Below are 15,192 nucleotides of genomic sequence, written 5' to 3'. Positions count from 1 at the left end.
AAAAGAAGGCTAATGTTTATGATGAAGAAATTATCCGTAATATTACTTAGCTGTTTTGTCACAGCGAATGCCTATTCTGCTATTTCGATGGATCGTACTCGAATTATTTATAATGGAGATAGCAATTCAATTTCATTAACAGTCAGTAATAAAAATAACCAACTGCCTTATTTAGCTCAAGGTTGGATGCAAGTGCCTAATGGCGAAAAACTGACTTCATATTTTACGATCCTGCCACCAATTCAGCGAATTAACGCGGGGCAAACTAGCCAATTACGAATTGAAGCTTTACCGGATGTGGTGAAATTACCTCAAGATAGAGAAACGATGTTTTTCTTTAATTTGAGAGAAATTCCACCAACAAGTAAAAAAAGTAACGTATTGCAAATTGCACTGCAAACTCGAGTGAAGTTTTTTTATCGTCCTGAATCATTAGTAATGGATTCAACTGAAATGAAAAATTCACCATGGCAGCATAAATTAGTGTTGGTTAAGAAAAATGGCGAAATATATGCCAAAAACCCAACACCGTATTACATCATCATGAATAGCGTTAAGAAAAATGCAACCTCAGAAAAAATAGCGGGTTTTACTGCTACCGATATTGCGCCGTTTGCTGAAACAAAACTATCGCTGACGGCAGATCAATTAGGCTCAGCGCCGGTCATTAATTATATCAATGACTACGGTGGACAAGTGGATTTACCATTTAGCTGTTCTGCAACAGAATGTCGTGCGAAAGAGACCAAATAACCAAACTGCAAATGATGGATAGAGACCATGCCAATAGTTAAGAAGTTATTGTGCCTTAGTTTACTGTTTTTTGTGTCTGTATTGTCGTTTGCAGATGGGAAATTTGTGACTGTTAGAGTGAATATTTTATCGGGCGGATGTGTATTAAACGACAATGAAGAAATTTATGTCGATTTCGGTGACGATGTGGTTATCGGGCAAATTGATTCCGGAAAATACACCCAGCCAGTGAAGTATAAATTGTATTGTGATTCCTCGTTTGATGAATTGTATTTGATTTTTGAAGGTGCCAGAGGGGAAACGGCGAATAGCCTTGAAGTCGATAACACGCCGGGTTTGAATATTAAGTTATATTTCGATAATGGCCCTATGAATATAGGAACTCGATACGAAATTGATAACTATTCTAATCCACCATCTTTAACCGCAGAACTAGCATTAGCTGATGGGATAAGACCTGTTGGAGGCGAGTTTTCTACTACCGCAACACTCACTGTTGGGTATCATTAAGGTATTTTCTTATGAAAAAGATTTGTCTTTCAGGACTCTTATTGTTGGCTTTTACACACACGGCGCTAGCGGTACCCGTTAACTTTAGTGGGCGATTAATTGAAAGCACACCTTGTGTTATCAATGATAATCGACCAATTAACGTATATTTTGGTGATGACTTGGTTGTGGCATTAGTCCCAACAAAAGACGGCAAAACCTATATTGAAGATATTGATTTTGAATGGGAATGTAACGGTATTTCATCAGGAACTGACGTTGTTTTTAGTTTCGATGGCGCTGAATCAGAATTTGATAGAGATCTGTTAGCAATCAATGAACAAGATGAGATTGGATTACAGCTCTATAACGGCTCAAGATCACTGTCAGTTAATTCTGACTTTACTTATACTTATCGCTCAGATGGTGAAACACCAGATTTAAAAGCAAGCTTAGTCAAAAGTGGCTCAAGTAACGCGGTCGTCTATGCTGGTGCATTTACCGCCAATGCAACATTGACGGTTGCTTATCAATGAAAATAATCTTCTTTACTCTACTGTTTTATTTCTCTGGGAATGCTTTCGCGGATGAAGTGAGCTTTTCTGGAGTATTGAGGAACGCAATCCCTTGTAATATCAATGATGGCGCTGATCTAGAGATACCGTTTCATGAGGTTAATGATAAGGATCTGTATAGACAAAGAGAGATTGCCGAAGTTTTTAACATTACGCTATCTGATTGTGAGTATCTACCTGATTTTTCATATTCAATGGAATTCACTGGCGTCGTAAATTCAAAAATTAAAGGTTCTCTGGCGGTTGATGGTGATACGGGGGATTTAGGGTATGCCATCAAGCTCACGCACGACAATAGCGATATAGATATTAATACTCAATATCCAGTTAGTGGGATGAAAAACAATGACTTTCCGGCCGCTATTACCTTTAAGGCCTCTATCCTTGCTGAAGATGATGCTATCGCGAATAAGAGTATTAAATTAGGTGATTTTACCGCTACAACAACCTTCAATATCTATTACGAATAACTACGTTGTTAAGGTTATTATGAAAAAACTCATATTTATCTGTTTATTACTGATATCGCCTTTTCAAGTTGCACGAGCTGAATTCGCCGCGCAAGGTGAGCTACTCACTGACTATGGTGCGTGGATGGATACACGGTATATTTTACGTGGCGATTTGCAACATGATAATCGTCCGATGGCTGTACAAACAACAGGAAGCTGCCCTTGTGATATCGAATTAGGATCATGGGGAACTTATGCTGATGGTGGATATGGTGCTGGCAACTCACACATTGTTAACTTTGACACGCATTCTGTCAGATTGAGAGAAAGAAGTTCATGGGATGAAAAACCCGTTACATTTAGTGAAGTTGCGCGAGCATTAGAAAACGATAATGTATTAAATAGACAAATACCGGGTCGTTGGCAATTTTATCCAAGAAGACCGGGTGTTGGATATTGCTTCAATTTAGGAATTCTTTATCGGCAGAAAATGCAGAGGGAGCAAACTGCGGATAACCCGATTATACTCTGCTCCCCATTAGACCCGGGGACGGTAAACTGTAATATCGAAGGTCCAGATTATATCGACCACGGCACTTTATCCAATAGTTCCCTAAATGGGCATACTGTGACAGAAAACTTCACCGTTAGTTGCACGGATACTACAGATGTAAAAATTGCAGCAGTGGCTGGTTTAGATAATGATAACTTTATCTTTATTGCGGATGGGTTAGAGTCAGAAATTAATGTGGACGGTTCACCTTCAACAATATTAACGGTTGAGTCTTTTGTGAAAAAACAGTTTCGAGTCTCTAGCCGATTAGTGAAAACCAAGGATCTTGCACCGGACGAATATTCTGGAATTTTCCTGTTATCGGTAGAAATTCCGTAATAACAAACCTGATAATATGCAAATGGCAGAGTGATGGTGAAATTTGATGACCACTACTCTGCCATTTTTTGATCTTAACTTAGGTTATTTTTACTTATTAGCGCGAGAATACCTTCTCCATCATAAGAGGGCATTTGGGTGAAAAACGGAATACAGCTGCGGATCAAAGGTAAAGTGCAAGGGGTTGGTTTCCGACCTTATGTATGGCAGTTAGCCCATCAATGTGCTTTCAAAGGTGATGTCTGTAACGATGGGGAAGGTGTCCTAGTCCGTTTCCTTGCAGATGCGGATATCTGCGTATTTACTGAATTACTGTATCAGCATTGCCCGCCACTAGCACATATTGAATCGGTGCAATCCCAGCCTTTTGATTGGGATGAAATACCCGAAAAATTTTCTATCCGTCACAGCGGTGCGGGTAGAATGGATACCCAAGTTATTCCGGATGCAGCCACGTGTGAAGCGTGCAGTAGCGAACTTTTTGATCCCTCAAATCGCCGCTATCATTATCCGTTCGCAAATTGTACCCATTGCGGGCCTCGTTTTACGATTATCCGTCAAATGCCCTATGACCGCCCAAATACCTCAATGGCAGAATTTCCACTGTGCCCTGAATGTCAGCAAGAATATGAGGATCCTGCCGATCGCCGCTTTCATGCTCAGCCAAATGCTTGTGCTGTTTGTGGACCAGAAATCCAGCTGTGTGATAGGTCGGGAAACTTATTAGCGACAAAATATGAGGCGTTAAAGCAAACGGCTCAACGATTATTGGCTGGGGAAATTGCAGCGATTAAAGGGGTAGGGGGATTCCATCTAGCTTGTGATGCCACAAATTCCCCTGCGGTCAATCAATTACGACAACGTAAACATCGCCCAAGCAAGCCCTTAGCGGTCATGATCCCATCAATCAATTGGTTAGCAGAGCAAGGGGTTGAGGTTACTGATGGACTGAGAGCTTTACTTCAAAGTTCTGCCGCTCCGATTGTTTTGATCCCGATTTGGGCCAATAGTTTACTTAGCCCTGATATTGCGCCCCACTTACAGGAAATTGGGGTCATGCTGCCATCAAATCCCTTACAGCATTTATTGATGTCAGAGGTGAATACTCCTTTAGTCATGACTTCGGGAAATGCCTCTGGCAAACCGCCGGTGTTAACCGACCAAGAGGCGTTGACGGATTTAGCCAATATTGCCGATATTTGGTTGATACATAATCGGGAGATTGTCCAACGAGCGGATGACTCTTTGGTGCGCTACCATGGGGGACAGGCGGAAATGCTGCGCCGAGCAAGGGGCTATGTTCCTGATGCTATTGAACTTCCCGCAGGTTTCGAAAACTCCCCATCTATTTTGGCGCTTGGCGCAGATTTAAAAAATACTTTTTGCTTATTACGTGATAAAAACGCGGTGCTCAGTCAACATTTGGGCGATTTGGATGATATTGATATTTATCAACAATATCAAAAAACTATCCATCTTTTTGAATCAATTTACCGCTTTACACCAACAGTATTAGTCGGGGATATGCACCCTAGTTATGTCAGTCATCGCTACGGTAAATCCTTGAGCGAGCAATTACACATTCCATTTATCCAAGTCCAGCATCATCATGCCCATATTGCGGCGGTGATGGTTGAGCATGGCATTCCCCTTGGCCATGAGAAAGTGATCGGTTTAGCCTTAGATGGTTTAGGCTTTGGCGATGATAATCGTTTATGGGGCGGAGAATGTTTATTGGTGGATTACCGTGCCAGCCAGCATATTGGTGGATTACCCCCCGTTCCAATGCCGGGGGGAGATTTGGCCTCCCGCCAACCATGGCGAAATTTATTGGCTCATTTGGAGCAATTTGTTCCGAATTGGCAAACATTGCCAATCGCTTCAACGCTCCAGCCTTTCCCTTATCCAGTACTCCAAAAAGCGATGCTACGTGGAATTAATAGCCCTACAGCGTCATCCGCTGGGCGACTTTTCGATGCGATTTCGGCAGCATTGGGGATCTGTAAACAGCAGATGAGCTGGGAGGGGGAGGGAGCTTGCCAACTAGAAGCACTAGCTCGGCAAAGTGTCCTAAAACAGCATCCGGTAAGTTTGCCAGTGATTGGGCAACAATTGGATTTGAAAACATTTTGGCAGCAATGGTTGCGTTATTCTGCACCTGATGCTGAGCGTGCTCATGCTTTTCATGTCGCTTTAGCGCAGGGATTTGCAGATCTAGCGCATCAAGCTGCTCACCGGTATGAAATTAATAAGGTAGTTTTATCTGGTGGGGTGATGCATAACCTATTATTGCGTCAGCTACTGGTTGAAAAATTGCAGCCTTTGGATGTGCTATATGCACGCCAATTGCCGATGGGCGATGGAGGATTAGCGTTAGGACAGGCGGCGATAGCTACTGCTCAAATTAAAGATGAATAACTGACAATAATAGTCAGGCTTTATTTTAAATAAACGAATATATAAACTTATTTAAATTTAGCTTTATTCTTTTTGATATTTATTCTTATTTATCTTTTTTGAGATTAATTCTTATTTGTTTTTAAATAGAATTGAATGAACATCAAAAAAAGCTACTCGGAATTCGTTTAATTAATCTTTTCAGTTCTGTTAAATATATTAACGGAATGATGCTGTTTTGGTTTTTTTCTTTATTTTCAATTGATTATAATCTTTATTTTTTGGAATATTAAAATTTTCAATAAAAAGTCAAATCATCTGCTAACCCTTGGCTGAATCGATTTTTCTATCATAAATTTAAAAAAGACCAAATTTCTTATTGCCTCTTGATGAAGATCAAGTGATTAAAAGGTGGTAGGACTAGGATCTCATTCATATTTACACATCAGGTAACGTCTAATAAGAATATTGTTTATTAGATGTAATTGTTGAAGCAATTTTGAATACAAATAATACATCAAAACTGAAGCATATTTTAAATGTGCGGAGGGATTTATGTATTTTTTGAATACAAAATCGTAAAGAAAAATAGCCTAATAAATAGGCTTTAAGCCACTCATAATAGGAAATAGAAATGGCAGGAGATAACTCTATTATTTCTCCCCATGGCATTAATCGCCGTGACTTTATGAAGTTATGTACAGCACTCGCTGCGACAATGGGGTTAAGTGGAAAAGCCGCTGCTCAAATGGCAGATGCGGTCAGTGATCCAGAACGCCCACCGGTCATTTGGATTGGTGCGCAAGAGTGTACGGGTTGTACAGAATCTTTGTTGTGTGCAACTCACCCGACCCTCGAAAACTTAATTCTCGATACCATTTCTCTCGAATATCACGAAGTACTGTCAGCCGCATTTGGTGAACAAGTTGAAGAAAATAAACACAATGCGATTGAAAGATACAAAGGTCGATATGTTTTAGTCGTTGATGGCTCGATTCCACTGAAAGACGATGGGATCTATTGCATGGTGGCGGGTAAACCTATTGTTGAGCATATTCGTATGGCGGCAGAGCATGCAGCGGCGATTATTGCTATCGGTTCTTGTGCTTCTTGGGGCGGTGTTGCCGCAGCGGGAAGTAACCCAACAGGTGCAGTGGGTCTGAGTGAAGTCATCAAAGATAAAACCATTATTAATATTCCTGGCTGCCCACCTAACCCACACAATTTTTTAGCGACAGTCGCACATATTATTACTTTTAATCGCCCACCAGCATTGGATAGCAAAAACCGTCCAATGTTCGCGTACGGTCGATTAATTCATGAACATTGTGAACGTCGACCACATTTTGATGCGGGACGCTTCGCAAAAGAGTTTGGCGATGCTGGTCACCGTGAAGGTTGGTGTTTATACCATTTAGGATGCAAAGGTCCTGAAACTTACGGTAACTGTTCAACCTTGCAATTCTGTGATGTGGGCGGAGTTTGGCCTGTAGCGATTGGTCACCCATGCTATGGCTGTAACGAAGAAAATGTCGGCTTCCATAAAGCGATACACCAACTTGCAAACGTTGAAAACCAAACGCCACGCTCAGAAAAACCGGATTTGAATAACAAAGAAGGTGGTCAAGTTTCTGCCACAGCAGTCGGTCTAATCGGTGGTGTGGTTGGTCTGGTTGCAGGTGTCAGTGTGATGGCGGTACGTGAGTTGGGACGTCAAAAACGTCAAAATGATAACGACTCACGGGGAGAATAACCGTGGATAGACGAAATTTTCTTAAGCTCTCAGCTGGGGGAGCGCTGTTAGCCAGCACTTCAACACCTAGCTTGGCGGGAGCGGAAAACAGACCGCCAATTCCGAATTCACTTGGGATGCTCTACGACTCAACGTTATGTGTAGGTTGTCAGGCGTGCGTAACCAAATGTCAGGATATCAACCATCCTGAGCGTAATCCTGTGGGGCCACAAACATGGTCAAACAACGATAAGTTAACGCCATACACCAATAACATCATTCAAGTCTGGAGTGACGGTACTGGCTTACATAAAGATCAGGAAAAAGACGGTTACGCCTACATTAAAAAACAGTGTATGCATTGCGTTGACCCGAACTGTGTTTCTGTTTGCCCAGTTTCTGCGCTGACTAAAGACCCGAAAACGGGGATTGTGCATTACGATCCCGATATCTGTACGGGTTGCCGTTACTGCATGGTGGGTTGTCCATTTAACATCCCTAAATATGCATACGATGACAAATTTGGTGCGATCCATAAATGTGAACTGTGTAACCAGAAAGGTGTTGAACGTCTGGATAAAGGCGGTTTACCGGGTTGTGTTGAAGTTTGTCCTACGGGGGCAGTTATTTTTGGTACTCGCGAAGAGCTTCTGGCGGAAGCCAAAAAACGTTTATCACTGAAAGTGGGTGAAGAGTATGGTTTTCCTCGCCAAACGCTGCACCACAACGACCCGAACGTCATGCCAGCGCCAAAATATCAGCAACATGTTTATGGTGAATTAGAAGCCGGTGGAACGCAGGTCATGGTGCTCTCTGGTGTACCGTACCAAAACCTTGGCTTACCTGAACTGGATGAGTTAGCAACAGGTGCGCGTTCTGAAAACGTTCAGCACACACTGTACAAAGGTATGGTTCTGCCTTTAGCCGCATTGGCGGGGTTAAGTTTCTTAGTGTATCGCAACACCAAGAAACAGGATCATCATGATTCCCATGACGACCAATCTCATGATGGCAAACCTCATGATGGTAAATCTCATGACAACAAAGGAGACGACTCTAATGGCGACGCATGATAAAGAACAGCCGCTAGGCGGGCGTTTAGTCAGTTGGCCAGTGATTGTCTTTGGCCCATTCGTCTTCCTGTGCCTGATTCTGATTGTTAAACGTTTAGTGTTTGGATTGGGGTCAGTTTCTGACTTAAACGGCGGCTATCCATGGGGTATCTGGATTGCCTTTGACTTGCTAATTGGTACAGGTTTTGCCTGTGGTGGTTGGGCATTGGCATGGGCGGTTTATGTATTTAATCGTGGTGAATACCATCCGCTAGTACGCCCCGCGTTACTCGCCAGCTTATTTGGTTATTCCCTCGGTGGTTTATCCATCACTATCGACGTTGGTCGTTACTGGAACCTGCCATATTTCTATATTCCAGGTTACTTTAATACCAACTCCGTACTGTTTGAAACTGCCGTCTGTATGACTATCTACATCGGTGTGATGGCATTGGAATTTGCCCCTGCAATTTGTGAAAAATTTGGTTGGAAAGTTTTCTTAAAACGCTTGAATAAAGTGATGTTCTTTATCATTGCGTTAGGAGCATTACTGCCAATGATGCACCAATCATCAATGGGTTCATTAATGATTGCGGCAGGTTATAAAGTCCATCCGATTTGGCAAAGCTATGAAATGTTGCCGCTCTTATCGCTATTGACCGCATTTATTATGGGCTTCTCCATTGTCATATTTGAAGGCTCATTACTGCAAGCAGCGTTAAAAGGGCAAGGGGCTGATGAGCGACCCCTGTTTATCAAGATAACCAATATTCTCCAAGTCTTCTTAGTGCTGTTCTTGGTTTGTCGCTTTGGTGAGCTGATTTATCGCGGCAAGATGCATTACGTGATGGGCTTTGATTTCTACGCCATCATGTTCTGGATCGAAACGGCGTTAATGGTCATCCCATTAGTGATTTTCCGTAAACCATCATTACGTATGGATTCAAGATGGTTATATTTCAGCGGTCTAAGCATGCTGATTGGTGCGGCGCTGTGGCGTATGAACTACTCGCTAATCGCATTCAATCCAGGTGGTGGGTATGACTATTTCCCAACCACTGAAGAGATACTAATTTCAATTGGTTTCGTCGCGATCGAAGTGTGTGCTTACATCTTACTGATCCGCTTACTGCCAATTATTCCAGCACTAAAAAAATCTAATTTGAGTCCTTCTCAGGCCCGAGGTAAAGCATGAGCCAACGTATAACAATTGACCCGGTAACTCGTATCGAAGGTCACTTACGCATTGATTGTGAAATCGAAGATGGAAAAGTCACAAAAGCTTGGGCATCCGGCACCATGTGGCGCGGTATGGAAGAGATTGTAAAAGGAAAAGATGCTCGCGATGCATGGATGATCATGCAGCGTATTTGTGGGGTATGTACCACGGTGCACGGCATTATTTCCGTGCGCACCATTGAAAGTGCTTTAAATCTTGAAGTGCCGGTCAATGCGCAATACATCCGTAACATGATTTTGGCTGCGCATACTATCCAAGACCATATTGTGCATTTTTATCAGTTGTCAGCGTTGGACTGGGTTGATATCACCTCGGCATTGCAAGCGGATCCAACCAAAGCCGCAGACATGCTAAAAGGCGTTTCGACATGGTCTTTAAATAGCCCAGAAGAGTTCACTCGCGTTCAGAACAAAATTAAAGATTTAGTTGCCAGTGGGCAGTTGGGTATTTTTGCCAACGGCTATTGGGGTCACCCAGCGATGAAATTATCGCCAGAAGTGAACCTGATTGCGGTTGCTCACTACCTGCAAGCGCTAGAATGCCAACGTGATGCTAACCGTATCGTGGCACTGCTGGGTGGTAAAACGCCGCATATTCAAAACTTAGCGGTGGGTGGGGTAGCAAACCCAATCAATCTAGACGGTCTGGGCGTGTTGAACCTTGAGCGCTTAATGTATGTGAAATCCTTCATTGACCGCTTAGGTGACTTTATCGAGCAAGTTTATAAAGTTGATGCCGCAGTGATTGCAGCAGGTTACCCAGAATGGCTAGAAGTTGGTAAAGGTGCGCAACATTATATGTGCGTTCCAGAAATGCCAATGGATAACAAAAATGGCAGCTTCTTACTGCCGGGTGGTTATCTGGAAAATGCAGATTTCAGTACTTATCGTCCAATTACTAGCCACACTGACGAATACCTGATCAATGGTATCAAAGAGAGCAGTAAACACGCGTGGTACAAAGATAATGAGCCACAAGCCCCATGGGAAGGAACCACAATTCCTGACTACACTGGCTGGGATGATGACGGTAAATATTCGTGGGTTAAAGCGCCAACCTTCTACGACAAAACTGTGGAAGTGGGTCCATTAGCTGATTTGCTGTGTAAACTGGCGGCAAAACATGAGCCGACAGAAAAACACTTCAACCAAATTGTGGGTCTGTACCAAGCCCTAACCGGCAACACAATTACCAAAAACCAATTAGAGTCTACCTTTGGCCGTATTATTGGTCGTTCAGTACGTTGCTGCGTGTTGAATGAAACCTTATCCATCCAATGGCAAGCGCTGGTGGATAACATTGCGAAAGGTGACCACACCACCTTTATCAAACCAAACTTCCCGCAAGATGTGGCAATCAAAGGGGTCGGTTTTGGTGAAGTTCCTCGCGGTCTGTTATCCCACTGGGTCGTGGTTAAAGATGGCAAAATTGAAAACTATCAAGCGGTAGTGCCATCAACATGGAACTCGGGTCCACGTAACTTCAATGACGAACCGGGTCCTTACGAACAAGCATTGGTGGGAACGCCAGTGGCTGATCCATCTAAGCCATTGGAAGTGGTGCGTACTATCCACTCATTTGACCCATGTATGTCCTGTGCGGTGCATATCGTTGATACGGAAGGCTCCGAAGTGACTAAGGTGAAGGTGCTTTAATGCGAATTTTAGTCTTAGGTGTAGGCAACATTTTGCTCAGTGATGAAGGGATCGGTGTCCGTATTGTCGAGGCACTCGAACAACGTTATCACTTGCCAGAATGTGTCGAAGTATTGGATGGGGGAACCGCAGGCATGGAGCTGATTGGCGCCATGGCGGATCGCGATCATTTGATTATTGCGGATGTGGTCTTGTCGAGCCAGCAACCTGGTAACATTTTGGTGTTACGAGATGAGGAAGTTCCTGCGCTGTTTACGCGTAAAATCTCGCCTCATCAGTTAGGGCTATCTGACGTGTTGTCCGCATTGCATCTTACCGATGAATTCCCTAAGCGCTTAACGTTGGTCGGTATTGTGCCTGAATCTTTGGAGCCACGTATTGGTTTAACAGAAACAGGTAAAGCCGCATTAGAACCCGCACTGCAAAAAGTCATTGAAGTATTACGCAGTGAGGGGTTAGAGATTATCGAAAAAGAAGAGAGTCTCCATGCCTGATGAAACTATGCCTAGTGATATTCAAGGTTACTCAAACAATCCGCAGCCGTTAGTTCAGGCTGCGTTTGAACGGGTTTCTGAACAGTCGATGCATGATTTATCTTTCTTGCACCCAACGATGGGCATTTATGCCAGTCCGTTTAGCGTGTTTGAAAATCAGTGGGTTGGGGTGGTTATCACCCCATGGATGCTGAGTGCCATTATTCTGCCGGGACCCGATCAGTATTGGGAACATCGTACGGTTGGCGAAAAACTTGGGTTGATCCTACCGTATGGCGAAATGACCTACACGGTAGGGGAACTTGAAGGGTTAACTCAGTATTTAGCATGCTCATTGATGTCGCCGTTAGACAGAAAACTGACGGCGGAACAAGGTGTGCATCTGGCGGATGACTGTGCTCGGATGTTGCTATCCTTGCCAGTGACAGATCCAAATGTACCGAAATCACCAGAGCGTAGAGCCGTGTTTGCCCGTTACTTGGGAGATAAATAATGCATGAAGTCTCTTTGTGCCAAAGTGCCGTTGACATTATTGAGCAGCAGGCGCGGCAGCATAACGTGAATAAAGTGACGGGAGTTTGGTTAGAAATTGGTGCGCTCTCTTGCGTAGAAGAGAGTGCGCTACGTTTTTGTTTTGATATCGCGTGCCGCGACACCGTGGCACACGGTAGCCAATTACATATTGTGTATCGTCCTGCTCAAGCTTGGTGTTGGGATTGTAGTGAAAGTGTTGAAATCCATACCCACGAGACTCCTTGCCCAAAATGTCACGGTTTCAACCTGAAAGTTGAAAACGGGGATAGCCTTCGAATCAAAGAACTTGAAATTGAGTAGAATTTTGATCTAGTAACCTTTTGTGTGATTTAGCGTGAAATTTGTTGATTGACCTTGCGGTGAATCAACCTTTTTTTTGGGGCTTGAACTAAGCTGACGTGATAACACTCGACTAAGGAGTAATACCATGTGTAGTACTTGTGGCTGTGCATCGGGAGAGCGCAGAATTGAAGGTGATGACCATAATCATGAGCATCACCATGGACATGACCATCAGCATCCTCATTCTCATGACCATCAGCATCCTCATTCTCATGACCATCATCACGATCATGATCATCATGGTCATAGCCATGATCACGACCATCATCACGATCATGACCACCATCACGACCATGACCATGCTCCTCAACAAAGTGGTAAAACAGTGATTATTCATCATCACTATTATCACCAAGGTGATGTTAACCATTACTACCAAGCTGAAGCTGCAACGAGCGGCGTTAAAGTAGAAAAACATAAGCATAAACATAAACACGAACATCAGCATCTTCATGGTGAGGTTGAAACGACTTTTGAACCTGCGGGTGAGCACCACGACCTTGATTATGGACACGGTGAAGCGGGCACCCATGCCCCGGGCATTAGCCAAAAACGCATGCTACAAATTGAGATGGATGTTCTCGATAAAAACAACCATCTAGCCGAACATAACCGTGAAGATTTTGCGGCAAAAAATATTCTGGCATTGAACCTAGTTTCTAGCCCCGGCTCAGGCAAAACCACCTTATTGACTGAAACCTTGTTACGTCTGCGCGACAAACTGAACTGCGCCGTGATCGAAGGGGATCAGCAAACCACCAACGACGCTCAGCGTATTCGTGAAACGGGTGTACCTGCGATTCAAGTGAATACCGGTAAAGGCTGCCATTTAGATGCACAAATGGTGCATGATGCTGTAGACCGTTTAGGTTTGGACGACAACAGCTTACTGTTTATTGAAAACGTGGGTAACCTCGTTTGTCCAGCAAGCTTTGACCTCGGCGAACGTCATAAAGTTGCGGTATTGTCTGTGACTGAAGGTGAAGACAAACCCTTGAAATACCCGCACATGTTTGCGGCGTCAGATATTATGATCCTCAACAAAATTGACTTACTGCCTTATCTACATTTCGATGTTGAAGCGTGTATTGCCAATGCCAAACGCGTTAATCCAAATATTCAAGTGATCAAAGTCTCCGCGACAAGTGGCGAGGGGATGGATGCTTGGTTAGCGTGGCTGGAGACCCAGTTATGTGCTTAGGAATTCCCGGGAAAATTGTCGCGGTCGGTGAAGATATTCACCAACTGGCTCAAGTCGACGTTTGTGGTGTAAAACGCGACGTCAATATTGGGCTGATTTGCGAGGGTGACACCGCGGAACTATTAGGTCAATGGGTCTTGGTACACGTTGGCTTCGCGATGAGTATCATTAACGAAGAAGAGGCTCAAGCCACCCTTGATGCGCTAATGGCTATGAGCCAATTAGACCATGAAGTGGGGGATTTTAGTGGGTTGAATTCGGGAGCAACAGATGCAGTACGTCGATGAGTTTCGCGACCCTGCTTTAGCGAAAGTTTTGTTGGAGCATATCCGTAAACGGGTAGCCCAAATTCCTCAAGCGAAGCAGCGCCCATTGCAATTAATGGAAGTGTGTGGGGGACATACCCACGCGATTTTTAAGTTTGGCATTGACCAGCTGCTTCCCCCTGAAATTGAGTTTGTCCATGGACCGGGTTGCCCGGTCTGTGTCTTGCCAATGGGGCGAATTGACGGCTGTATTGAAATTGCTGAACGCCCTGAAGTGATCTTCTGCACTTATGGGGATGCCATGCGAGTGCCGGGTAAAAATGGTTCTTTATTAGATGCCAAACGCCGTGGTGCGGATGTGCGGATCGTCTATTCGCCACTGGATGCGTTAAACCTTGCTCAGCAAAATCCCGACCGCGAAGTGGTATTTTTTGCCTTGGGTTTCGAAACCACCATGCCGAGCACGGCGCTTACCTTGCAACAAGCCCGTCTGCGTCAGGTGAAAAACTTCAGTATATTTTGCCAACATATCACCATCATTCCTACACTGCGTAGCCTACTGGAGCAGCCTGATGTGCGCATTGATGGTTTCCTTGCGCCGGGTCACGTCAGTATGGTGATTGGTGCTCATCCCTACCAATTTATTACACAAGAATTCCATAAACCATTGGTGGTGACAGGGTTTGAGCCACTGGATATTTTGCAAGCGCTCGCCATGCTGGTGGATCAAATTGCAGATGGACGCTGTGAAGTGGAAAACCAATATAAACGTATTGTGGCGGACAAAGGTAACTTGCTGGCTCTGAAAGCGCTGGACGATGTGTTTGAATTGAAAGCCACGAGCGAATGGCGTGGATTAGGTGAAATAGCGGGTTCCGGTGTTCAACTGACATTGGATTACCAATCGTTTGATGCCGAACTGCGTTTCCACATTCAGCCGCATCAGGTTTCTGATGATCCTCAAGCCCGTTGTGGGGATGTATTAACCGGTCGTTGTAAGCCGAATGAGTGCCCATTATTTGGTCAACGTTGTACGCCACAAACGGCATTTGGTGCATTGATGGTCTCCTCCGAAGGAGCTTGCGCCGCGTATTATCAGTATCGTCGGGAGGCGTAAA

Annotated in this window: 16 protein-coding genes; all 16 read left to right on the top strand. The window is 44.1% G+C overall.

Annotated features, from left to right (window positions below; genetic code table 11):
• Positions 1-18 precede the first annotated feature (18 nt).
• Entirely contained in the window at positions 19-753 is a 735-nt protein-coding gene (locus PROVRUST_RS07515; RefSeq protein WP_223844720.1) for a fimbria/pilus periplasmic chaperone, read from the top strand.
• 27 nt (positions 754-780) lie between these two features.
• Positions 781-1,263: a fimbrial protein gene (locus PROVRUST_RS07510; protein ID WP_006814161.1), complete on the top strand. Its 483-nt coding sequence runs from the start codon at positions 781-783 to the stop codon at positions 1,261-1,263.
• An 11-nt stretch (positions 1,264-1,274) separates the two neighbouring features.
• A complete protein-coding gene (locus PROVRUST_RS07505) occupies positions 1,275-1,778 on the top strand; it encodes a fimbrial protein (RefSeq protein WP_006814160.1) in 504 nt (167 codons plus the stop codon).
• A complete protein-coding gene (locus PROVRUST_RS07500; protein WP_006814159.1) occupies positions 1,775-2,287 on the top strand; it encodes a fimbrial protein in 513 nt (170 codons plus the stop codon). Before PROVRUST_RS07505 ends, PROVRUST_RS07500 begins: the two co-directional genes overlap by 4 nt.
• Before the next feature lie 19 nt (positions 2,288-2,306).
• Positions 2,307-3,161, top strand: a complete 855-nt coding sequence (locus PROVRUST_RS07495; protein WP_006814158.1) for an MrpH family fimbial adhesin — start codon at positions 2,307-2,309, stop codon at positions 3,159-3,161.
• Between the two features lie 138 nt (positions 3,162-3,299).
• Positions 3,300-5,579 (top strand): carbamoyltransferase HypF, encoded by a 2,280-nt coding sequence (gene hypF / locus PROVRUST_RS07490; protein ID WP_006814157.1) that lies wholly within the window; start codon positions 3,300-3,302, stop codon positions 5,577-5,579.
• A gap of 613 nt (positions 5,580-6,192) precedes the next feature.
• Positions 6,193-7,311: a hydrogenase 2 small subunit gene (gene hybO, locus PROVRUST_RS07485; protein WP_006814155.1), complete on the top strand. Its 1,119-nt coding sequence runs from the start codon at positions 6,193-6,195 to the stop codon at positions 7,309-7,311.
• 2 nt (positions 7,312-7,313) lie between these two features.
• Entirely contained in the window at positions 7,314-8,363 is a 1,050-nt protein-coding gene (gene hybA, locus PROVRUST_RS07480; RefSeq protein ID WP_006814154.1) for a hydrogenase 2 operon protein HybA, read from the top strand.
• A complete protein-coding gene (gene hybB, locus PROVRUST_RS07475; RefSeq protein WP_006814153.1) occupies positions 8,350-9,537 on the top strand; it encodes a Ni/Fe-hydrogenase cytochrome b subunit in 1,188 nt (395 codons plus the stop codon). Before hybA ends, hybB begins: the two co-directional genes overlap by 14 nt.
• Positions 9,534-11,237 carry a hydrogenase 2 large subunit gene (gene hybC / locus PROVRUST_RS07470; RefSeq protein ID WP_006814152.1) on the top strand — a complete coding sequence of 568 codons (1,704 nt, stop codon included), beginning with the start codon at positions 9,534-9,536 and terminating at the stop codon, positions 11,235-11,237. Before hybB ends, hybC begins: the two co-directional genes overlap by 4 nt.
• Positions 11,237-11,731: a HyaD/HybD family hydrogenase maturation endopeptidase gene (locus PROVRUST_RS07465; RefSeq protein WP_006814151.1), complete on the top strand. Its 495-nt coding sequence runs from the start codon at positions 11,237-11,239 to the stop codon at positions 11,729-11,731. The genes hybC and PROVRUST_RS07465 overlap by 1 nt, the downstream gene beginning before the upstream one ends.
• A 7-nt stretch (positions 11,732-11,738) precedes the next feature.
• Positions 11,739-12,224, top strand: coding sequence for a hydrogenase-2 assembly chaperone (hybE, locus tag PROVRUST_RS07460; protein ID WP_039854946.1), 486 nt, complete (start codon positions 11,739-11,741; stop codon positions 12,222-12,224).
• A complete protein-coding gene (hypA, locus tag PROVRUST_RS07455) occupies positions 12,224-12,565 on the top strand; it encodes a hydrogenase maturation nickel metallochaperone HypA (RefSeq protein ID WP_006814149.1) in 342 nt (113 codons plus the stop codon). Before hybE ends, hypA begins: the two co-directional genes overlap by 1 nt.
• Positions 12,566-12,692: 127 nt before the next feature.
• Positions 12,693-13,808 (top strand): hydrogenase nickel incorporation protein HypB, encoded by a 1,116-nt coding sequence (gene hypB, locus PROVRUST_RS07450; protein ID WP_039854732.1) that lies wholly within the window; start codon positions 12,693-12,695, stop codon positions 13,806-13,808.
• Positions 13,799-14,095 (top strand): hydrogenase maturation factor HybG, encoded by a 297-nt coding sequence (gene hybG / locus PROVRUST_RS07445; RefSeq protein ID WP_006814146.1) that lies wholly within the window; start codon positions 13,799-13,801, stop codon positions 14,093-14,095. Before hypB ends, hybG begins: the two co-directional genes overlap by 10 nt.
• The gene (gene hypD / locus PROVRUST_RS07440; RefSeq protein WP_006814145.1) at positions 14,079-15,191 is read left to right on the top strand and encodes a hydrogenase formation protein HypD; all 1,113 of its coding nucleotides are present in this window, start codon (positions 14,079-14,081) and stop codon (positions 15,189-15,191) included. Before hybG ends, hypD begins: the two co-directional genes overlap by 17 nt.
• Position 15,192 lies beyond the last annotated feature (1 nt).

This window comes from Providencia rustigianii DSM 4541 (genome assembly GCF_000156395.1).
GTDB lineage: Bacteria > Pseudomonadota > Gammaproteobacteria > Enterobacterales > Enterobacteriaceae > Providencia > Providencia rustigianii.
This window is presented reverse-complemented; position numbering and strand designations above follow the sequence as displayed.

Bases quoted from the DNA above. Each gene is read 5' to 3' on its own strand.
- hybB (WP_006814153.1), top strand. From the start codon at position 8,350: ATGGCGACGCATGATAAAGAACAGCCGCTAGGCGGGCGTTTAGTCAGT.
- hypB (WP_039854732.1), top strand. From the start codon at position 12,693: ATGTGTAGTACTTGTGGCTGTGCATCGGGAGAGCGCAGAATTGAAGGT.
- hybC (WP_006814152.1), top strand. From the start codon at position 9,534: ATGAGCCAACGTATAACAATTGACCCGGTAACTCGTATCGAAGGTCAC.
- PROVRUST_RS07515 (WP_223844720.1), top strand. From the start codon at position 19: ATGATGAAGAAATTATCCGTAATATTACTTAGCTGTTTTGTCACAGCG.
- PROVRUST_RS07505 (WP_006814160.1), top strand. From the start codon at position 1,275: ATGAAAAAGATTTGTCTTTCAGGACTCTTATTGTTGGCTTTTACACAC.
- hypD (WP_006814145.1), top strand. From the start codon at position 14,079: ATGCAGTACGTCGATGAGTTTCGCGACCCTGCTTTAGCGAAAGTTTTG.
- hybO (WP_006814155.1), top strand. From the start codon at position 6,193: ATGGCAGGAGATAACTCTATTATTTCTCCCCATGGCATTAATCGCCGT.
- hybE (WP_039854946.1), top strand. From the start codon at position 11,739: ATGCCTAGTGATATTCAAGGTTACTCAAACAATCCGCAGCCGTTAGTT.
- PROVRUST_RS07495 (WP_006814158.1), top strand. From the start codon at position 2,307: ATGAAAAAACTCATATTTATCTGTTTATTACTGATATCGCCTTTTCAA.
- hypA (WP_006814149.1), top strand. From the start codon at position 12,224: ATGCATGAAGTCTCTTTGTGCCAAAGTGCCGTTGACATTATTGAGCAG.
- PROVRUST_RS07500 (WP_006814159.1), top strand. From the start codon at position 1,775: ATGAAAATAATCTTCTTTACTCTACTGTTTTATTTCTCTGGGAATGCT.
- PROVRUST_RS07465 (WP_006814151.1), top strand. From the start codon at position 11,237: ATGCGAATTTTAGTCTTAGGTGTAGGCAACATTTTGCTCAGTGATGAA.
- hybG (WP_006814146.1), top strand. From the start codon at position 13,799: ATGTGCTTAGGAATTCCCGGGAAAATTGTCGCGGTCGGTGAAGATATT.
- PROVRUST_RS07510 (WP_006814161.1), top strand. From the start codon at position 781: ATGCCAATAGTTAAGAAGTTATTGTGCCTTAGTTTACTGTTTTTTGTG.